Annotated in this window: 21 protein-coding genes; 19 read left to right on the plus strand and 2 right to left on the minus strand. The window is 40.8% G+C overall.

All coding sequences use genetic code 11. The annotated features are described in order from the left end of the window. Positions 1 to 165: 165 nt before the first annotated feature. Positions 166 to 912 (minus strand): 3-oxoacyl-[acyl-carrier-protein] reductase, encoded by a 747-nt coding sequence (fabG, locus tag BM291_RS09265; RefSeq protein WP_092896589.1) that lies wholly within the window; start codon positions 910 to 912, stop codon positions 166 to 168. Positions 913 to 1,206: 294 nt separating this feature from the next. Between fabG and lpdA the strand changes: the two genes are divergently transcribed. The 19 genes from lpdA to BM291_RS09360 all read left to right on the plus strand — a co-directional run bounded on the left by lpdA (position 1,207) and on the right by BM291_RS09360 (position 17,284). Then, positions 1,207 to 2,604 (plus strand): dihydrolipoyl dehydrogenase, encoded by a 1,398-nt coding sequence (gene lpdA / locus BM291_RS09270; RefSeq protein WP_092896591.1) that lies wholly within the window; start codon positions 1,207 to 1,209, stop codon positions 2,602 to 2,604. A gap of 90 nt (positions 2,605 to 2,694) precedes the next feature. Then, the gene (locus tag BM291_RS09275) at positions 2,695 to 3,228 is read left to right on the plus strand and encodes an RNA polymerase sigma factor (protein WP_092896593.1); all 534 of its coding nucleotides are present in this window, start codon (positions 2,695 to 2,697) and stop codon (positions 3,226 to 3,228) included. Further along, a complete protein-coding gene (locus tag BM291_RS09280) occupies positions 3,228 to 4,052 on the plus strand; it encodes an anti-sigma factor (RefSeq protein WP_092896595.1) in 825 nt (274 codons plus the stop codon). The genes BM291_RS09275 and BM291_RS09280 overlap by 1 nt, the downstream gene beginning before the upstream one ends. A 390-nt stretch (positions 4,053 to 4,442) precedes the next feature. After that, entirely contained in the window at positions 4,443 to 5,264 is an 822-nt protein-coding gene (locus tag BM291_RS09285) for a DUF4221 family protein (protein ID WP_175499672.1), read from the plus strand. A gap of 239 nt (positions 5,265 to 5,503) precedes the next feature. Then, a complete protein-coding gene (locus tag BM291_RS09290) occupies positions 5,504 to 6,199 on the plus strand; it encodes a DUF2490 domain-containing protein (protein ID WP_092896600.1) in 696 nt (231 codons plus the stop codon). A gap of 80 nt (positions 6,200 to 6,279) precedes the next feature. Continuing rightward, a complete protein-coding gene (locus tag BM291_RS09295; RefSeq protein WP_092896602.1) occupies positions 6,280 to 6,738 on the plus strand; it encodes a DUF2721 domain-containing protein in 459 nt (152 codons plus the stop codon). After that, the gene (locus BM291_RS09300) at positions 6,728 to 7,687 is read left to right on the plus strand and encodes a glycerophosphodiester phosphodiesterase family protein (RefSeq protein WP_092896603.1); all 960 of its coding nucleotides are present in this window, start codon (positions 6,728 to 6,730) and stop codon (positions 7,685 to 7,687) included. The genes BM291_RS09295 and BM291_RS09300 overlap by 11 nt, the downstream gene beginning before the upstream one ends. Then, positions 7,684 to 8,703, plus strand: a complete 1,020-nt coding sequence (locus tag BM291_RS09305; RefSeq protein WP_092896605.1) for a threonine aldolase family protein — start codon at positions 7,684 to 7,686, stop codon at positions 8,701 to 8,703. Before BM291_RS09300 ends, BM291_RS09305 begins: the two co-directional genes overlap by 4 nt. Before the next feature lie 217 nt (positions 8,704 to 8,920). After that, positions 8,921 to 9,103, plus strand: coding sequence for a hypothetical protein (locus BM291_RS09310; RefSeq protein WP_092896607.1), 183 nt, complete (start codon positions 8,921 to 8,923; stop codon positions 9,101 to 9,103). A 31-nt stretch (positions 9,104 to 9,134) separates the two neighbouring features. Further along, on the plus strand, positions 9,135 to 9,374 hold the full coding sequence (locus BM291_RS09315; protein ID WP_245786818.1) for a type II toxin-antitoxin system RelE/ParE family toxin: 240 nt from the start codon (positions 9,135 to 9,137) through the stop codon (positions 9,372 to 9,374). Positions 9,375 to 9,465: 91 nt separating this feature from the next. Next, entirely contained in the window at positions 9,466 to 10,728 is a 1,263-nt protein-coding gene (locus tag BM291_RS09320) for a replication-associated recombination protein A (protein ID WP_092896609.1), read from the plus strand. A gap of 149 nt (positions 10,729 to 10,877) precedes the next feature. Next, a complete protein-coding gene (locus BM291_RS09325) occupies positions 10,878 to 11,327 on the plus strand; it encodes a MarR family winged helix-turn-helix transcriptional regulator (protein WP_092896611.1) in 450 nt (149 codons plus the stop codon). 60 nt (positions 11,328 to 11,387) lie between these two features. Further along, positions 11,388 to 12,392: an NAD(P)/FAD-dependent oxidoreductase gene (locus BM291_RS09330; RefSeq protein WP_092896613.1), complete on the plus strand. Its 1,005-nt coding sequence runs from the start codon at positions 11,388 to 11,390 to the stop codon at positions 12,390 to 12,392. Between the two features lie 15 nt (positions 12,393 to 12,407). Then, entirely contained in the window at positions 12,408 to 12,728 is a 321-nt protein-coding gene (locus tag BM291_RS09335; RefSeq protein WP_092896615.1) for a 2Fe-2S iron-sulfur cluster-binding protein, read from the plus strand. Positions 12,729 to 12,981: 253 nt separating this feature from the next. Continuing rightward, a complete protein-coding gene (locus BM291_RS09340) occupies positions 12,982 to 13,731 on the plus strand; it encodes a hypothetical protein (protein ID WP_092896617.1) in 750 nt (249 codons plus the stop codon). Positions 13,732 to 13,804: 73 nt separating this feature from the next. After that, positions 13,805 to 14,263 carry a YybH family protein gene (locus BM291_RS09345; RefSeq protein WP_092897081.1) on the plus strand — a complete coding sequence of 153 codons (459 nt, stop codon included), beginning with the start codon at positions 13,805 to 13,807 and terminating at the stop codon, positions 14,261 to 14,263. Positions 14,264 to 14,402: 139 nt separating this feature from the next. Further along, positions 14,403 to 15,938: a M20/M25/M40 family metallo-hydrolase gene (locus BM291_RS09350; RefSeq protein WP_092896619.1), complete on the plus strand. Its 1,536-nt coding sequence runs from the start codon at positions 14,403 to 14,405 to the stop codon at positions 15,936 to 15,938. 164 nt (positions 15,939 to 16,102) lie between these two features. Next, positions 16,103 to 16,453, plus strand: a complete 351-nt coding sequence (locus BM291_RS09355) for a hypothetical protein (RefSeq protein WP_092896621.1) — start codon at positions 16,103 to 16,105, stop codon at positions 16,451 to 16,453. Positions 16,454 to 16,537: 84 nt separating this feature from the next. Further along, positions 16,538 to 17,284 carry a Dph6-related ATP pyrophosphatase gene (locus tag BM291_RS09360; RefSeq protein ID WP_245786819.1) on the plus strand — a complete coding sequence of 249 codons (747 nt, stop codon included), beginning with the start codon at positions 16,538 to 16,540 and terminating at the stop codon, positions 17,282 to 17,284. A 5-nt stretch (positions 17,285 to 17,289) separates the two neighbouring features. On the opposite strand, the gene BM291_RS09365 is transcribed toward BM291_RS09360, so the two are convergent. Then, complete coding sequence (locus BM291_RS09365; protein ID WP_092896623.1) at positions 17,290 to 19,188, minus strand: TIGR00341 family protein; 1,899 nt, start codon at positions 19,186 to 19,188, stop codon at positions 17,290 to 17,292. Position 19,189: the final 1 nt, after the last annotated feature.

Genomic DNA, 19,189 nt, shown 5'->3' on the forward strand with positions numbered 1-19,189 from the left:
ATTCCTAAAGGAAGAACTCAAAGGTTCGCTTTATTTAAAAAAAAAAACTTCGTGGAGATTGTTCGCTACCTTTTAACTCACAATAACACCACAAAGGTTAGAACACAAAAAACGGCTGAATCTCTCCAGCCGCTCGTAAATCGTAAATCAAAAATCTAAGATCATCTAGGTGTGCATCGCGCCATTCACTTGAAGCACTTGTCCAGAGATATAGCTACTCATCTCAGATCCTAGGAACACACATGCATCAGCCACTTCTTCTGGTCGGCCACCACGCTTCATAGGAATTCCGTCTCTCCAGCTTTGTACAGTTTTTTCGTCCAGCACTGCAGTCATCTCAGTTTCGATGAATCCCGGAGCTACAGCATTACATCTGATGTTTCTAGAGCCTAGCTCCAGCGCCACAGATTTGGTGAATCCAATGATCCCTGCTTTGGAAGCTGCGTAGTTTGCCTGGCCGGCATTTCCTTTCACTCCGACTACAGAGGTGATATTGATGATAGAACCAGACTTAGCTTTCATCATGGTTCTGTTCACCGCTTTTACGGTATTGAAGCAGGATTTTAGGTTGATTCCGATTACTTCGTCCCAAGCTTCCTCGGTCATTCTCATCAATAGGTTGTCGCGGGTGATGCCGGCATTATTGATCAAAACATCTAATCCACCAAATTCCGCTACCACAGCAGCGACTAATTCTTCGGCAGCTTTGAAATCCGAAGCATCAGATCTATAGCCCTTGGCTTTGATGCCAAATTCTGCCAATTCAGCTTCTAGCGCTTGGCCTTTTTCCACACTTGACAAAAAAGTAAAAGCGACATTTGCGCCCTCTTGTGCATATCTGATAGCAATTGCTCTTCCGATGCCCTTAGATGCGCCGGTGATCAATGCCGTTTTTCCTGAAAGTAATCCCATGGAGTTTAAAATTTTGTTTGGCCAAAAATAGAAAAAAACCCAAAACTTTTGATTCTAAAATTGATTTCACTTGTCTTTAGATTCCGTGCTTAGTAAATCATTGGTTAAATATTACTTATCTAAAATATAATTTGATGTTTCTGTAAAATTGTAAAATATTGATTGGAATTCACGTGCTCTGATTGCCTAAATCAGGTTTTTAACCTGAAATAGTGATTGAAACCAAATTTTTTTCTGAAGTCAAAAGGCCTATTTTTGCGTTAATCAATTCGTTCTAAAAAACAAGTAATAGATATGTCTTCGACCAAATTTGACGTGATCGTGGTGGGCAGTGGACCAGGTGGCTATGTAGCTGCTATTCGCGCTTCCCAACTCGGCCTAAAGACTGCCGTAGTAGAAGCTGCGGAATTGGGTGGTATTTGTCTTAACTGGGGTTGTATTCCCACCAAAGCTTTATTGAAAAGTGCTCAGGTTTTTGAGTACATCAATCATGCAGCGGACTACGGCATTACCGTTAAGGATGCTAGCGCTGATTTTACCGGCATCGTCAAAAGAAGCCGTGGCGTTGCTGACGGAATGAGTAAGGGGGTTACCTTCCTAATGAAGAAAAATAAGATCGAAGTGATCAAAGGTTGGGGCAAAATCCAGCCAGGTAAAAAAGTAGAAGTTGAAGATGCTGAGGGAAAGAAAACCGTCTATGCTGCCGATAATGTAATTATCGCAACGGGCGCTAGATCTCGTGAACTTCCTTCTATGAAGATCGATAAGAAGAAAATCATCGGTTACCGTGATGCGATGACTTTGGATAAAATGCCTAAGAAAATGGTGGTTGTAGGTTCTGGAGCAATCGGAATCGAGTTCGCCTATTTCTATGCTACCATGGGGACAGAAGTGACTATCGTAGAATTTTTGGATAGAATCGTACCGGTGGAGGACGCTGAAGTTTCCAAGACTTTGGAGAAACTCTACAAAAAAGCAGGTATGACTATCATGACTTCTTCGGAAGTGACTGCGGTAGATACCAAAGGAACAGGTTGCAAAGTGACTGTGAAAACTGCCAAAGGCGAAGAGACTTTAACATGTGATATTGTGCTTTCTGCTGCTGGTGTTGTTTCAAACTTGGAGAATGTAGGATTGGAAGACGTTGGAATCTTAGTAGATAAAGGCAAAATCAAAGTTGACGAGTTTTACAAGACAAACATGCCAGGCTATTATGCTATCGGTGATGTGATTCCTGGTCCAGCTTTGGCTCACGTAGCTTCTGCTGAAGGAATTATCTGTGTGGAGAAAATCGCTGGTAAGAATCCAGATCCTTTGGATTATGGAAATATTCCAGGCTGTACCTATTGCTCTCCTGAGATTGCCTCTGTGGGTATGACAGAAGCAAAAGCTAAGGAAGCAGGCTATGAGTTGAGAATCGGTAAGTTCCCATTCTCTGCATCAGGAAAAGCATCTGCTGCTGGCGCAAAAGACGGTTTTGTGAAACTGGTATTTGATAAGAAATACGGGGAATTGCTAGGTGCGCACATGATAGGAGCCAATGTGACGGAGATGATCGCTGAGATCGTAGCTATCCGCAAACTGGAAACTACTGGTCACGAAATAATCAAAACCGTGCATCCACACCCAACCATGTCAGAAGCGATTATGGAGGCTGCGGCCGCTGCTTATGACGAGGTGATCCACCTTTGATATAAATATTTTGAAAATAAAAGACACAAGACCTAAAACAATTGGTCTTGTGTTTTACTTTTAAGGAAGAATTTTTCAAACCACCGATTTTTGCAGGAAGAACAAATCATCGCCGGACTAAGGGCAAAAGACAGAAAGACCACTGAGTATTTGTACGACAAATACTCCAGAGCTCTCTATGCGGTGATCTCGAGAATCGTATTTGACAAGGATATAGCAGAGGAGGTTTTTCACGATGCCTTTGTTAAAATCACTAAAAAAATAGATCGTTACGATGAGTCAAAAGGCCGTTTATATACATGGATGGCCAATATCTGTCGTAATTCAGCCATTGATAAACTTCGCTCCAAAGAAATTTCACAATCCGGTAAGACCAACACAATAGATGACTTCGTATATGGAATGGAGAGCCAATCAGGCACCCAAGAACATATAGACGGTATCGGAGTGAAGGAACTGATGATCGAACTTAACGAAGATCAAAAGTTCATTGTTGAGTATATCTACTTCAAAGGATATACGCATTCTGAGGTATCGGAGGAATTCGATATTCCTCTTGGTACCGTCAAGTCTAGGGTGAGAGCGGCCATACAAGTGTTGAAAAAAAATGTAGCAAGAATCTAGTGGATATTCAATCATACATATCGTCAGGTAAACTGGAGCTTTTCCTTCTCGGAGAGCTTACAGAGAGGGAGCGCGAGGAAGTCATAGACTTTGCCAAGCGTTATCCTGAAATCCAGCAGGAGTTGGATGATCTGCAGGAGACTATGTTCGCCTTTGATAATATGACTGGTGTAGCGCCATCTCAGGAAGTGAAGGAGAAGATTTTCTCTACCTTAGAAAGTGACTTCATTCTAAAAGAGGCTCCTAAACCAACAGCTATACCAGCTGAGGCTAAAGTAGTGCCGATAAGTAGTCCTTGGAAGCCATTTGCTATCGCAGCGTCTATCGCGGCAATTGTGGCCTCGGGAGCAGCATTTTATTATGCTGGGAAATATGAGGAGAGAAACAATCAGTTTACTGCCTTGCTTCAAGATCAAAGTGTATTGGCTGATAACCTGAATCAGGTGAATCAAGCGTACGATGAAAAAGATTCTCAGCTAAATGAATTTGTAGCTGGAAACTTTAAGCGAGTGGAGATGAGAGGCGAAGGTTTTGATATGCAAAAGGATGCAAAAGTCGATGTGCTGTGGGATCAGAATGCAAGTAAAGTCTATGTAGCTTCCAATAACTTACATGACTTGAGTGAAGAGTTTGATTATCAATTGTGGGCTATTGGAGACAATGGGCCAGTAGGAATTGGTCTGGTGAATTCGGGTGAAAAACTGACGTTGCAGCAAATGGAAGCTGTAGCCCAAGCTGGAGCATTTGCCATCACTATAGAACCTAAAGGCGGATCAAAAGCTCCTACAATGGAGAAATTGGTTGTGCTAGGAGAAGTGGCTTAGAAATTTAAAATGCTATAATTTGTAATGCCTGTTCTGAAAAGAGCAGGCTTTTTTTCGTTTAGTTACTTTAGTATTTTTGAAAACATGATAGGTACATTAAGTAGGATTTGGATTCTAGGGTTTCTAGTTATTTTTAGCTGTAGTCAGGAAGAGAAAAACGATATAGACTTTGCTTTCCAGCTTGAAACTATTTCATTTGAATTGGGTTCTTCAGCTTTTTCGAGTCAGACATCTTTCTTTCTCAATGTTGATTATGAGAGAAATGTACTATTAGTTCTAAATCCTTATTTATATAGTATAGACACTCTAGATTTCAACACGAGTAGTTATAAACTTGGTAACGAGATTGACAGAGATGGCCCGAGTGCTATAATTGGGATAAATTCATTTTTGAATTATTATGACTCAATAGCCTTTTATATGGGCTCTAATTCATTCTATATCGATAGTAAAAGTGAAGGATTGTCTAGTAAGAAATTTTCTCAAGTTGAAGGAGTCGAAGGTAGTTTGCAGAGGATTACTCAAGGTTCTGAATTTGGAAATTGCCTGAGATGTGCTGATAATGAGCAAGTTTTATTGTTTAATTCAATAGAGAAACAGGGAGATTATTATTTTTTGCAAGCAGAAAAACTAGGTCAGATCAACGATGAATTGATCGATTTTGGTTTGTCTGGTGAGTTTGCATCTAATAAAATAGAATTTGCAATCTCAGCGAAAAACAAAGTAGTGAAGGGTCCAGTATCCTATATTCAAAAAATTGGGAATAGATATTTAGTCAGCTGGGACTTTCAAAGCTCTATCCAGTTTTTAAATTTCTCTGGTGAAAATGAATTAGCCATAGCGTTTAATTCAGATTTTTTCCCTAATCGAAAAGGATTTTCTCCAAGAGATCAAAGGATAACAGATCACCAAGACTTTACTGCGAAATCTACTGAGTGGAACAATGATGTCTCATTTGGGCCTATCTATAGAGTCCCTGAATCAGAGAATTATTTCAGGCTTGTCAAAGGAAAAACATCTCATAGAAGTAAACTAGATGGTGGGATTTTTATAGTAATATTTGATTCAGAGTTCAATTTTCTAGCTGAAAAATTAATTAATGCTGATACTCCAGAAATGGGTCTTGAGTATTTTGTTTTAAAGTCGGGTATATATATTAAGAGAGTTACGGATTCAGAAGATTTGTTGAGATATTACAGGTTGATATTTTAGTTTTGAGCATTTCCTGTTAAGTTTCGAATTCAAGCCTGTTCTGAAAAGAGCAGGCTTTTCTCGTTTAAAGAACTATCTATTCTCTGTCAAAAGAAATAGTAGGAAGGAAGAAACCCTAAGTAGAAACTTAGAGTTAAACTTTTTTTAAGCTGCTTTTGAATCTTTATTTTAAAGTGGCAATCCCCAAAATTTAATAGGTTGTATGCCCTTCAGCAACAAAAATCAAAGAATCAAGCATTATGAAGAAACTAGTATTCAGTATTTTATTCTCTTTTTTATCATTGTTTTCCTTTGCTCAATCAGGCCCAGATGAAGATCAATTGGGTGCTTGGTACATGTATTTTTTCAACAAATCCTTCAACAATTCTCAATTTGGGATTCAAGGTGATGTACAATTTAGGCTATGGAGTCCAGTAAGTGATTTGGAACAGTTACTTATCAGGTCTGGTCTTACCTACAGCCCAAAAAACGCTGATATTTTATTCACCTTAGGTTATGCCAATATCACAACTGGGGCATTTGGGGAAGATGATGCGACTGTAATGGAGAATAGGGTTTATCAAGAAGCGCTTTTTCCCACTAAAGTAGGTCGCAATTTTCTCTTCACTCATCGGTTTAGGTATGAGCAAAGATGGGTAGAGTCCCAAGATTTGCGAACCAGGTACAGGTATAATCTTTTTCTTAATGTCCCTTTAAATGGAACTACGTTGGATAAGGGAATTGTCTACCTGGCGATGTATAACGAGATTTTCTTGAATGGTCAACGTGATATTGGTGAGGGAAGGACAGTTGAGATTTTTGATAGAAATAGACTCTATCTCGGTGGAGGCTATGGTTTGCTGTCCAATTTAAGGATACAAGGTGGCTGGATGTTGCAGACTACTGATAACTGGAGCAAAGGCCAATTGCAATTTAGTTTACATCATAAATTATGATCGTGATTTGATCTCAATTTAGTCTGTTCTGAAAAGGGCAGGCTTTTTTCATTTTCAGGAAATAGAGGCATCTTTAGCGCATGGAACTCCAACTCTCAACGCCTGCCTTACTTTTTTCGGCTATTACCCTTTTGATGCTTGCTTTTACCAATCGATTTTTGGCCATAGCAAGCCTGATCCGAGGGTTGCACAAGTCATATTTGGAAGCTCAGGATAAGGAGTCTATCGTCAAGCAAATACATAACCTTCGCATTAGACTTCGTCTGATTAAAAACATGCAACTCTCAGGAGTTTTCAGTTTTTTGCTCTGTGTGATTTGCATGTATTTACTCTTTCATGGCTTTACGGAAGCTGCCAACTGGGTTTTTGTGGGAAGTATGGCCTCTTTGCTGATTGCCTTGGCATTGTCCATGATTGAGATTCAAATATCAACCAGAGCATTGAATCTAGAATTGGGCGACATGGAGCAGATTTACAAAAAGGGGAGTTCTAGCCTCGATTTTATATTCAAAAAAGACTCAAAGAAAGATGAAGAATAAGTTTTTGTGGATTCCGTTTCTACTTTTATTTTTTGGTTCATGTAGCCAAAAACCAGTAGAACAACAGGGAGTTCTAGCGGTTGATTCAGAAGTAGAAACGACCGGGAATCATATCCAATTAAGCAGTGTAGAAGAAGCCAGAGATTTCTATACCTGGACTTCAGATCGTATACCTATGGTCTCAGCACATCGTGGCGGACCATATCCAGGTTTTCCGGAGAATGCTATCGAGACTTTTGCCAATGTGGTGAAATACACACCTACTATTATTGAGTTGGACGTGGCGATGACCAAAGACGGAGTTTTGGTGCTGATGCACGATGATAAACTGGATAGAACGACGACTGGCAGAGGGCTGGTAAGCAATGTAACTTATGCTGATATTCAGACCCTTTTGCTGAAAGATGAAGATGGGAATATTACTGATTTCAAAGTCCCGACCTTGGAAGAAGCTTTGATTTGGTCAAAGGGAAAAGCGCTTTTGACTGTTGATATCAAGCAGTCTGTTCCTTATGAAAAGATCATTGAAGTAGTTCGAAAAACTGAATCTGAAGCTCACGCGGCGTTGATTACTTATTCTTTTGCGTCAGCAAAAAAACTTCATTACATGGCGCCTGAGCTGATGCTTTCAGTGACTATTCGGAATATGGAGGAGATTGAGCGATTTGAGGAATCGGGTATTCCGTGGACTCGGGTGATTGCTTTTACGGGAGTAGCAGAGCGTCCACAAGAATTCAATAAGGCTTTACATGAAAAAGGAGTGTTTACTATTTTGGGCGTTTTGGGTAACCTAGATGGAAGAGCCATTGCTCGCGGAGATCAGTTGTATGCGAGTTTGGTGCAGAAAGGAGCTGATATCCTGGCTACGGATAGACCCATCGAAGCAGCCGCGGCAATCAAGACTTTAGCTCCATCAACCAGTTCTAAATCCAAGTATTTCAAGAAATGATAATTGACTTAAGAAGCGATACCGTCACCAAGCCGACGGCAGGAATGAAGGAAGCGATGTTTTCTGCGGCTGTAGGAGACGATGTTTTTGGCGAAGATCCAACAGTGAATGCACTGGAGGTGAAAGCGGCGAAACTCTTTGGGATGGAAGCGGCTATTTTCTGCCCATCTGGTACGATGACCAATCAGATCGCAATCCGATTGCATACCCGAATTCAGGCGGAGGTTATTTGTCATAAATATTCACATGTATATCTGTATGAGGGCGGCGGAATCATGTCAAATTCTCTGACATCGGTGAAGCTGCTTGAGGGAGATTTGGGGAAAATTACTGCAGATCAGATCAAAGCAGCAATCAATCCGGACGATGTTCATGCTCCTGAGACCACATTGGTTTCTTTGGAAAACACCATGAATAAGGGTGGAGGAAGTATTTATACGCTAGATGAGATCAAACCTATCAAGGAGCTTTGTATAGAAAATGGATTGAAATTACACTTGGATGGAGCAAGATTGTTCAATGCCTTGGCTGAATCTGGAGAAAGCCCAGAAGACTGGGGTGCACAATTCGACACGATTTCGATTTGCCTTAGTAAGGGATTGGGCTGTCCAGTTGGCTCATTACTTCTGGGTTCCAAAGTAGATATCAAGCGCGCGAGAAAAGTCAGAAAGGTCTGGGGTGGAGGAATGCGTCAAGCAGGATTTTTGGCAGCAGCTGGGATTTATGCGCTGGATAATCACCTCAATCGTTTAAAAGAAGATCATTCGAGAGCTAGAGCTTTGGGAGAAATGCTGTTGAAGTTGCCCTTTGTATCAGAAGTTTTTCCCGTAGCGACGAATATTGTGATCGCGAGATTAGAAGGTATTTCTCCGGAAGAATTCATGAATAAGCTCGATGAGCGACAAATTAAATCTGTCAAATTCGGTCCAGACTTGGTGCGATTTGTTACACACCTGGATTTTGGAGATGAGGGGTTGGAGGAGTTTGGGAGTAGAGTTGAACAGATTTCATTTTAGGATAGTTAACAGCAAAGATTCACAGAGATTTATACAGAGTTCGCAAGTGGTAGTGGCGAAGCATTTTTCGCCCAATTTGGATTGATCTGTGGGGACGCACACCGCGGTGATGAAGTGTCTTTCTCGCTTTATGAAGTTAGTTTTTGGAGTGTAAGTATTAAACCTTTGTGAATCTTCTGTACGTTTTAAATATGTATATTCATAAAAATGCAAAAATATGGTGACTCGTGAAAAAGTATTAGAAGCTGTTAAGAATATGCCTCAAGAATTTTCAATCGATGATTTGATGGATAAATTGCTTCTATTGAACAAAATTGAAATAGGATTGGATCAATCCAAAAATGGCGAGACCTTTACGGCTGAGGAAGCTAAAAAGATGATCAAGGAATGGTCAAAGTAAAATGGACTAAGCAGGCTATTGAAAATATTATTTGCCGCTTTCACCCAAATTTGCGACCCAAGTAATTGATCAGTTTTTCTCTAAGGAGAGACTTTTAGCATCTTTTCCAACCGTAGGAAGAGTGGTTCCAGAGTTGAATAATGAAAGTGTCAGGGAAATTATTTACAAGCAATTCAGAATTATTTATGTGGTTTTAGACAATGAATTGATTCACATCATAGCTGTTCATTCAAGCTCAAAACCACTTTCTAATATATCTCTTTTCGGCTAATTTTTTTGGTGACAATCTTTGTCAATTTAGTAGGCACTTCACAAGCTTTACTTTTTGTCTAGTATCTTGCAAGCCTTACTCACGCTAGCAAATGAATAACACCCCTCTTGCAGAACGCATGCGCCCAACCCGATTGGAAGATCTGATCGGACAGGAGCATTTATCTTCGCCCAAGTCATTTTTATTTAAGGCCATCAAAACTGGCAATGTGCCTTCTTTGATCCTTTGGGGGCCTCCGGGCGTTGGAAAAACTACAATAGCCAACATTATCGCGAATGAAATCAAAGCGCCTTTCTATACGCTAAGCGCGATCAGTTCTGGGGTGAAAGATATCCGCGAGGTTATTGAAAAAGCGAAGTTTCAGCAGGGAGTGGTACTTTTTATCGATGAAATTCACCGTTTCAATAAGTCCCAGCAAGATGCTCTTCTGGGAGCAGTGGAAAAGGGAGTGATCCGTCTGATCGGAGCTACTACGGAGAATCCATCCTTTGAAGTCAATGCAGCATTGCTCTCTAGATGTCAGGTTTTTACGCTCAATTCGTTGGGTAAGTCTGAACTTGAGGCCATGGTTCATCAGGCTTTGGAACAGGATATTGAGTTGAAAAAAATCAAAGTTGAGCTCAAAGAAACGGATGCGCTATTGAGGATTTCAGGAGGAGATGGGCGAAAGTTGCTGAATCTGCTGGAAATAGTAGTCGATGGGATCAATGAAGATCCCTGCGTGATCACCGATGAAAAAGTGATGCAGATTGCCCAGCAGAAGGTGGCGCTTTACGATAAATCCGGTGAGCAGCATTACGACATTATTTCAGCTTTTATCAAATCCATCCGAGGTTCTGATCCGAATGCAGCCGTTTATTGGCTGGCTCGGATGATAGAAGGAGGGGAGGATGTAAAGTTTATCGCTAGGCGTTTGGTGATTTTGGCTTCTGAGGATATTGGGAATGCCAATCCGAATGCTTTGCTTTTGGCTACTAATTGCTTTGAGGCAGTCAAGATTATTGGGTATCCTGAGTCAAGGATTATTCTTTCCCAATGCGTGACTTACCTGGCGAGTTCCCAGAAAAGCAACGCCTCTTATATGGCGATTAATCAGGCGCAAGCTCTGGTGCGGGAGAAGGGAGATCTGTCCGTTCCTTTGGCCTTACGCAATGCACCGACTAAGCTGATGAAGGAATTGAATTATGGAAAAGCTTACAAGTATTCCCACGATTTCCCTGGAAATTTCGTTGCTCAGGAGTTTATGCCCGATGAGATCAAAGGTTTAAAACTGTATGATCCAGGAGAAAATGCCAGGGAAAATGAGTTGAGAAGATATCTTAGCTCGAAGTGGCAGGGGAAATATGGGTATTGAGAATTTTCAATTTTCAAATTCAAGTCTCAATTTTCAAATCTTCCAATTTTTCAATCTTCCAATACTAAAACCTATAAACCCTATAAAAATAATAGAGAATTGCATTCCCGATTCAGATTTTTTATATATTTGTCACACTAACTATTGGTATGACACAAGAGCAATATTCTAAGTATTCATTTTTATTGGACCGTACGGCCCGTAAAGTGAAGCAATATGCTCAGCAACAGTTTAAATCAGGAGATTTTGATGTGACTGTTGATCAGTGGTTGGTACTGAAAAACCTTTCTGAAAATGACGTGTTGAGTCAGACTGAACTGGCGAATTTGGTTTTTAAAGACCATCCTACCCTTACGCGTATTATCGATTTGCTTTGCAAAAAGGGATACGTGGAGCGAGTGCCACATCCTCAGGACAGACGTAGTTTTCAATTGCATTTGACTGAGACAGGCATATCCAAAGTCACTTCTCTTCGACCGGAGATACATCATATTAGAGAGAAAGCTTGGGAAAAGTTGAGTCCCCATGATTTCGAAGAGTTCAAACGGATTCTTAATACCATTTATCAAAATCTCAACGGAGAATCTCTAGACCAATAATTAGTTTATCATAAATAAGGGAATTTTTAACCGGGGAAGCACCCCAAATTTTCATACATCATGATCCATACAGACCTTTGTATTATCGGAGCCGGCCCAGTAGGCCTTTTTGCAGTGTTCGAAGCTGGTTTGCTGAAAATGCGCTGTCACCTCATAGATGCCCTACCTCAGGTGGGTGGTCAGCTTTCGGAGATTTATCCGCAAAAGCCTATTTATGATATTCCGGGTTATCCGGAAGTGAATGCACAGGATCTGGTGGACAATCTGATGGAGCAGGCGAAGCCATTTTCTCCGACATTCACCTTAGGTGAGCGTGTAGATCACTTGGACAAGCAGGAAGATGGATCGTTCATCGTGACGACTAGCGACAAAACAAAAGTTCATGCACAGGTGATTATCATCGCTGGTGGTTTGGGCTGTTTTGAGCCTAGAAAGCCAGTGGTAGAGAATTTGGAGCTATTCGAAGGAAAGGGAATTACCTACATGGTGAAGAATCCTGAGACCTTCCGTGATAAGAATGTGATTCTTGCGGGTGGTGGAGATTCCGCTTTGGACTGGACTATATTCCTTTCTAAAGTTGCCAAAAGAGTGACCTTGGTACACAGAAATGAGACTTTCCGTGGAGCCCCTGATTCAGCTTCTAAAGTATTTGACTTGGCTAACCAAGGTAAAATTGATTTGATTCTTTCTGCCAATTTGAAGGAAGTGTCAGGAAACGGCGTATTGGATACGGTGACTTTTATTGATAAAAGCAAAGCTGAGATCAAAATTGAAGCGGATTATCTGATTCCTTTATTCGGTTTGAGTCCAAAACTTGGTCCGATTGCTGACTGGGGATTGAGCATTGATAAAAATGCGATTGAGGTAGATACACGTGATTACTCTACTGGAGTGGATCGAATCTATGCGATCGGAGATATCAATACCTATCCTGGAAAGTTGAAATTAATTCTTTGTGGATTCCACGAAGCGGCGATCATGATGCATTCTGCTTTCAAATATGTGTATCCAGATCAGAAATTGAGCTTCAAATACACAACGGTTAATGGTGTAAATTCATTTTAATACTATTTTTGCAGCATGGTTAATTTCACTGTAGAAGATCAAGAAGGAAATCGTCAAGATTGCGAAGCGCCAGATGACATGGGCTTCAATCTGATGGAAATCCTAAAAGCATACGAATATCCTATTCTAGCTACCTGTGGAGGTATGGCGCTGTGTGGCACTTGTCACATCGAAATACTGGAAGGTAAGGACGAATTAGGTGAAGCCACAGATCCTGAATTGGATCAGTTGGAGAATCTGCCAGAGTACTTTCCTACTTCACGTTTGGCTTGCCAAATCAGAATCGGTGATGTGCTAGATGGCTCAGTGATCAAACTCCGCGGAGAAGATCAGTAAGCGATACAATTTCACAGTTGTCCTGCTTCTCCAGAAGCTGGACTTTCGAATGATCTTACTTACTGTAAATATTCTTAAAGCCACTCAGCAATGGGTGGCTTTTTTGTGATTATTACCCCAAAGTTCTCGATAGTCACGTAAAAAGCACAGTTATCCTGCTTCTCCAGAAGCCGGACTTGTTAAAACTAAAAGATTGCCTTAAAAATTCTTAAAGCTATTTAGTGCTGAGTTGCTTTTGCTATTTTAGAGGGAAATGAAAATTCTACTCACATTAATTATTCTAGTATTGAGCAATCAAGCTTTGGCTTGTAGATGTGCGTTTTCTAGCCCTCCAGACAGGTTTGTTTCGGCTGATTTTGTAGGCCGAATCAGGATTGTGAAAATTTATCCCAACGAAGGAAAAGATAGATCCTACAAGGCAGATGTGGAAATAATCGAGCATTTCAAAGGAGAAAAAATCAAATCAATCTACATCGCTGGACGAAGTGACGGAGGATTGGGCTCCTCCTGCGATGTGTTCTTTCCTGAAGGATCTGACTTATTGGTTTTTGCAAGAAATGATTCTGGTGGCAGGATTTCTTTTGGCATGTGCTCCTTTCCAATTGATTTTGAAATCAATCGAGATACAGATCAGCGTGATTTAGAAAGCATACGAGTTTTAAGTAAGCATGACAGTACGCTTACGTCCAAATATGAACCTATAATATCTTCAAGTTTCACAGAGTTTTTGGAAAGTAAAAAAGGGATAGAGCTAAAAGAACAATACGCACTTTTTGAAGTGGTGCTGGATGATCAGATTAGCCCTTCGGAAGTAAATTTGATAAAAGGATTTACAGCTGAAGTAGATTCAGAAATAGTAGAAGAGCTTTTCAAATCAACATGGCAAATAAGATTTCACAGAAAAGAGGATTCAGTTGAGGGTGCGGTGAAGGTTATTGTTCCAGTCTATTTCCATCCTCCGGAGATGGGAGAAAAGAGTTTTTTAAGCAATTTTGGTTTATAGAGAAAATCTAAGTTTAGATTCTATTCACGAGGATTGAATGTTTATCTTGCCTTCAGTCAAAACACCTTTAATCATGAAAGCCCTCACCTTCCTTTTCTTCCTCCTCCTCCTCCTCCTAATCACCTCCTCCGCTTTTTGCCAAAACCCATTGGACACAAAGGAGGAATCCCAAGAAATAATCAACCTAATCAATTCATATTCCAAAGCTCGGGATACGAAGGACACGGTATTGCTGAAAGAGATCTTGGTGAAGGATGTGGATCAGTTGGTTTCCTCTGGAGTTTGGCGCAAGGGGATCGCGGAAGCAGTGCAAGGAATGATGGAGAGCTCTACCTCAAATCCTGGAGACCGAACCTTGAAGGTAGAGTCTATTCGTTTTCTGGATCCTGATGCGGCTATTGTTGATGCTCGCTATGAGATCAAAAATGCAAATGGGACTGTCAGGAAAATGTGGAGCACCTTTGTCGTGGTGACTGAGACAGAACAGTGGAAAATCTCTGCCATCAGAAATATGCTACCAATAGGGAATTGATGAGCATCTAATTTTTTAAAAGCTACTGACTTTTACATGAGTAGCGATTTTGGTGCTATTTTTTGGTTTAATTTCACCCTGAAGTTTATTTTTCTACACAAATTCATTCAGATAGTACGATTACTTAACCCTAATATTTATGAAGAGAAAATTATTAATCCTGCCGGCACTACTTTTAGCCGGGATGACCTTTGCACAAGAAGTAGATCTTAAAGCAATTGAGAAAATCAAAAAAGAAGGTTTAGAGAACTCTAAGGTTGAAGAGATCGCTTTTCAATTGGTAGACAAAGCTGGTCCGAGATTGACTAATTCAGAAGGTTATGAGCGAGCTGCAGAATATGCTGTTAAGCAACTTTCAGATTGGGGATTGGCGAATTCTAAAACCGAAGCTTGGGGCGAATTTGGCCGTGGCTGGGAAATGGAAAAAAGCTACATCGCGATGACTAAGCCCTATTACATGCCTTTCATTGCGGTTCCAAAAGCTTGGACAGAAAGCACAAAAGGAGAAGTTAGCGGGAAAGTAATTTTCCTTGACATCAAAACTGAAGAGGATTTCGCCAAATACAAAGGCAAATTGAAAGGTGCTATCGTGGCAATAAAGCCTTCAGGTACGCAAGAGCCAACTTATGAGGCAGATGCTGAGCGATATACCGCGGAGCAATTACACGGTATGGAGCATCCTGCACCTAGAGAACCTCGTGGAAATGGAGGTCCTGATAGAGCAGCGGATTTTAGAGCGGCTAGAGCTTTGTCTCAGAAAATCAACGAGTTTATCATTGCAGAAGGTCCTGCTTTGATTGTGAAAGGTGTAAACGGTCGACATGGAACACTATTTACAAGTAGCCCAAGAGACTATGCTAAAGGTACTCCGGTTGGGATTCCAGAATTGGAAACTGCACCTGAAAACGTGAATCTAATGGCTAGATTGAGCGAAAATGGAGTTGTAGTAGAGTTGGAGGCTGAAGTGAAGACTCGTTATAGAAACGATGATTTGCAAGGTTACAATGTAATTGCAGAGATCCCTGGTTCTGATCCTACCTTGAAGTCAGAAATCGTAATGCTTGGTGGTCACTTGGATTCTTGGCATGGTGCTACTGGCGCTACTGATAATGCAGCTGGTTGTATCGTAATGATGGAAGCTGTAAGAATCTTGCAGGCTACTGGCCTTAAGCCAAAGAGAACTGTTCGTATCGCTCTTTGGGGTGGTGAGGAGCAAGGTCTTCATGGCTCTAGAGGTTATGTGAAAAATCACTTAGGAGATCGTGAGACGATGGAATTGTTACCTGAGCATGAGAAAGTTTCTGCTTATTATAATATTGACAACGGTACTGGAAAAGTTCGTGGAATCTACCTTCAAGGAAATGCTGCGGTTGCTCCGATTTTTAACGAGTGGTTTTTGCCTCTTGATGACATAGTAGATGATCGTACGATCACGATCGGAAATACAAGTGGAACAGATCACCAGAGTTTTGATGCCTTGAGCATTCCAGGTTTTCAGTTTATCCAAGATCCTATCGAATACAGAACTCGTACGCACCATACAAACATGGATACATTCGAGCGTTTGGAATTGGATGATTTGAGACAAATGGCGGTAGTGATCGCATCTTTTGTGTACAATACAGCTCAAAGAGATGAATTGCTTCCTAGAAAAGAGTTGCCTAAAAAGCAATAATATAACCAACAATCAATCAAATGAAACCGGATACAAAGTGATTTGTATCCGGTTTTTTATTTATATAAATGGCTCATTTATAGTTTTTTTAGACTTGTATTCGCTTCCGGATCTAGTTAAGTTAGATTCAAGTTTCTTTTCAATAACCATTAATCTAACAACATATGAATTTCAAGAAAATAGCAATGCTTTGCTTTGTGCTTTTGATGGCAGGAATGACTGCTTATGCTCAAAGTGATATTACGGGGAAATGGGCTGCTACGCTAGCTGGGCCTCAAGGTGAGATGGAGTTGATATTTAATTATAAAGTTGACAAGGGAATAGTCACTGGAACAATTGGAAGTCAAATGGGCGAAATTGCGTTGAAAAACGGTAAGATAGAAGGAGAAAAGTTCAGCTATGATTTTGCATTTCAGAACATGACTTTCAAGCATAATGGAGAGCAAATCTCAGAGAATGAAATAGTCGTTAAGTCGGAGCGAGGAGAGATGAAGCTGACTCGCGTAAAGGAATAGTAAATCGTGACTTTTAAATGCCCTATTTTAGCAATCCAATTGCCTAAATAGGGCGTTTATTTTGACCATTAATTAATAGTTATTTTGATCACAGCAGCACCTAAAGCAGTGATGAATTGGAGCGGAGGCAAAGATTCAGCACTTACTTTATACAAATTACAGCAGTCACAAGAATTTGAAATCGCTTGTTTGCTTACGAGCATCAGTCAGAAATGCCAGCGTATTTCTATGCATGGCGTAAGATCGGAGTTGCTGGATGCGCAGGCAAAAAGTATAGGAATTCCGGTGGTGAAAATGGAGGTTCCTGACATGCCATCGATGGAAGTCTATGAAAATACGATGCGGGATACACTTTCTGATTTGAAAAAGAAAGGGATTACCGCCTCGATCTTTGGAGATATTTTCTTGGAAGATCTACGTGAGTATCGCGAGAATAAATTAGCGGAATTAGAGCTGACGGCTGTTTTTCCGCTTTGGAAACAACCCACCGGTAAACTTATTCACGAGTTTTTGGACTTGGGGTTTAAGACCATCACCACCTGTGTGAATGAGAAATACTTGGACAAAAGCTTTGTTGGAAGAGTGATTGACGAAGATTTTCTGAAGGATCTTCCTGCCAATGTAGATCCTTGTGGTGAGCATGGTGAATTCCATACGTTCGTTTTCGATGGGCCTATTTTCAGTAAACCGATTGAGTTTGAAATCGGAGAAAAAGTACTGAGAAAGTATGAGGCTCCAAAGACAGAAGATGACTCCGATCAATGCTTTTCTGATAAGAAAGAAGATCCTGCTAAATACGGGTTTTGGTACTGTGATTTGATTCCTGTGTAGCTAAGCTATTTTTCAATAGCTCCCATTCTGACTCCCAATGTTAGTTCAAGGGATATTTCCTGCCCGATTTCAGCTTCAATTTCTTCCTTAATTTCTTTAAAGTCCTGCTCGTTCAGCGCCTTTTCGGATAGGATAGTGACAGACAGTTTTAAAGGCTGGATCTGGATTACATTTACCTCACGGAGCAAACCATGTGGGATTTCCTTCCCGCTCAATTCTTGGATGATCGTGTTTTCCTCTACCATTTTGTTGAAACTCAAACCCAAAGGCAAAGCAATGACGATCAGAATTCCTAAGCTGATTAGCAGACCACGTTTTGCCAGGCGAAAGGGACTAAATCCAAGCATTAAAAACGTCAAAGATGCTGCCATAACGATTCCTGCCAAGTTGGTTCCAAGTAAGAGCATAGCCCCTCCAAAAACTCCCCAGTCCATCCAGCCAATCCCAATTCCAGCGACTGCCAATGGTGGTACCAAAGCCACAGAGATTGCTACACCTGCCAGAGTTTTGTTGATTTCCTCTTTAGAATAGGCATATGCGCCTGCGATACCAGAGGCCACAGCTATTCCTAAGTCTAAAAGATTTGGGCGGATTCTAGCGGTAATCTGATTATTGAGCACTTCCAAGGGAGTGATCCATGTAATGATTATTGAGAAAATCAACCCAAGTACTATTCCCCAGAATATAGTGATTAGGCTATTCTTTATCAGCAGTCCATCTTGTCGGAGTGCACCCATGGCTAAGGAAATAATTGGTCCCATCAGGGGAGCCAAAATCATCGCACCAATTACTACAGGAGCAGAATCTCCGAAGAGACCAAAAGTAGCAATCATGGTGGACAAAGCCATCAGGACTAAGTAGGTTGAGCTGGTTTGCGAATTTTCTCTTAATAAGGAAAACAGCTCTTTAAATTCCTCGGAAGTGGCATGACGAACCCACGGCAAAAATCTGTGAAGTAATTCTTCTTTTAACTTACCTGTTGGAAGTGAGTTAGCGTTAATTTGTGCTGGACCAACTTTTTTCTCATCCTCCAGCAAATCCTTTCCGGGTAAGATGGCTATAGGCTTCTCTATCAGGTTTATCGTCAACTCTTTTTCTTCACCTTTTTCCCCATCTAGCGCAAAATATATTTGTTCATCCGAAGTGATTTTTACTTCTCTTGTGGAGATATAGCCAACAAAACGCGGTAGGGTACTTCCATGAGTTGGGAAAAATAAGTTTTGAAGACTAAACTGAATCAAAGCAAAGAGGCTTTTGGGAGCTAATACCAACATATGAATTCTGCCATCATCTAACCCAGACTCTTCAATTATTCTTCGAAACACGAAGTTGCTTTCGCATTGAGCTACCACCAAAATGCCCATTGCTGCGGTTTCAATGGTTTTTTCTTCGTCTCCACTGTCTTGATAAGTAATGGTATAAGGCTTAAGTTTTACTCGTCTGAAAAGACTTCCTAATTGAGTTAGCCGTTGTTTAAGACCCTCGAGAAAACTAGAAGAGGTATTGGAATATAGGATACTCATAGAAGTGCCCACGACCAGGGAGTTGAGTACCATCTGCTCGTTTACCTGCATCATATCGATTTCCGGAATCTCTTCAGCTTGTTGTATTTCTTCCCAAGCTTTCTCAAAACTGGAATTTATACCATAGCCCTTCCTTGCCTCAATCATTTCAGGATGTGGCAGCAAAGCTAGTCTTACGCTAATTTCGCCAAAAGATTTTATGAGTTCCTTTATTTGCTTATCGGAAAGTGAACATGCCAAACAGTCATTTTCTGAATAACCTGAAACTTCCAAATCTGCCAAAGAAATGTGCTTATCGGGTTTTGGATTCAGCCTTCCTAGTAGTTCTTCTAGCTTTTCCTGCTCCGTTGCCGGATCATATACAAAAGTGATGTTCTTCATT

The organism is Algoriphagus aquimarinus, assembly GCF_900112005.1.
Taxonomy (GTDB): domain Bacteria; phylum Bacteroidota; class Bacteroidia; order Cytophagales; family Cyclobacteriaceae; genus Algoriphagus; species Algoriphagus aquimarinus.

Coding starts and splice junctions, on each gene's coding strand:
- fabG (WP_092896589.1), bottom strand. CDS start 912: ATGGGATTACTTTCAGGAAAAACGGCATTGATCACCGGCGCATCTAAG.
- lpdA (WP_092896591.1), top strand. CDS start 1,207: ATGTCTTCGACCAAATTTGACGTGATCGTGGTGGGCAGTGGACCAGGT.
- BM291_RS09290 (WP_092896600.1), top strand. CDS start 5,504: ATGAAGAAACTAGTATTCAGTATTTTATTCTCTTTTTTATCATTGTTT.
- BM291_RS09295 (WP_092896602.1), top strand. CDS start 6,280: ATGGAACTCCAACTCTCAACGCCTGCCTTACTTTTTTCGGCTATTACC.
- BM291_RS09300 (WP_092896603.1), top strand. CDS start 6,728: ATGAAGAATAAGTTTTTGTGGATTCCGTTTCTACTTTTATTTTTTGGT.
- BM291_RS09305 (WP_092896605.1), top strand. CDS start 7,684: ATGATAATTGACTTAAGAAGCGATACCGTCACCAAGCCGACGGCAGGA.
- BM291_RS09310 (WP_092896607.1), top strand. CDS start 8,921: ATGGTGACTCGTGAAAAAGTATTAGAAGCTGTTAAGAATATGCCTCAA.
- BM291_RS09320 (WP_092896609.1), top strand. CDS start 9,466: ATGAATAACACCCCTCTTGCAGAACGCATGCGCCCAACCCGATTGGAA.
- BM291_RS09325 (WP_092896611.1), top strand. CDS start 10,878: ATGACACAAGAGCAATATTCTAAGTATTCATTTTTATTGGACCGTACG.
- BM291_RS09330 (WP_092896613.1), top strand. CDS start 11,388: ATGATCCATACAGACCTTTGTATTATCGGAGCCGGCCCAGTAGGCCTT.
- BM291_RS09335 (WP_092896615.1), top strand. CDS start 12,408: ATGGTTAATTTCACTGTAGAAGATCAAGAAGGAAATCGTCAAGATTGC.
- BM291_RS09340 (WP_092896617.1), top strand. CDS start 12,982: ATGAAAATTCTACTCACATTAATTATTCTAGTATTGAGCAATCAAGCT.
- BM291_RS09345 (WP_092897081.1), top strand. CDS start 13,805: ATGAAAGCCCTCACCTTCCTTTTCTTCCTCCTCCTCCTCCTCCTAATC.
- BM291_RS09350 (WP_092896619.1), top strand. CDS start 14,403: ATGAAGAGAAAATTATTAATCCTGCCGGCACTACTTTTAGCCGGGATG.
- BM291_RS09355 (WP_092896621.1), top strand. CDS start 16,103: ATGAATTTCAAGAAAATAGCAATGCTTTGCTTTGTGCTTTTGATGGCA.
- BM291_RS09365 (WP_092896623.1), bottom strand. CDS start 19,188: ATGAAGAACATCACTTTTGTATATGATCCGGCAACGGAGCAGGAAAAG.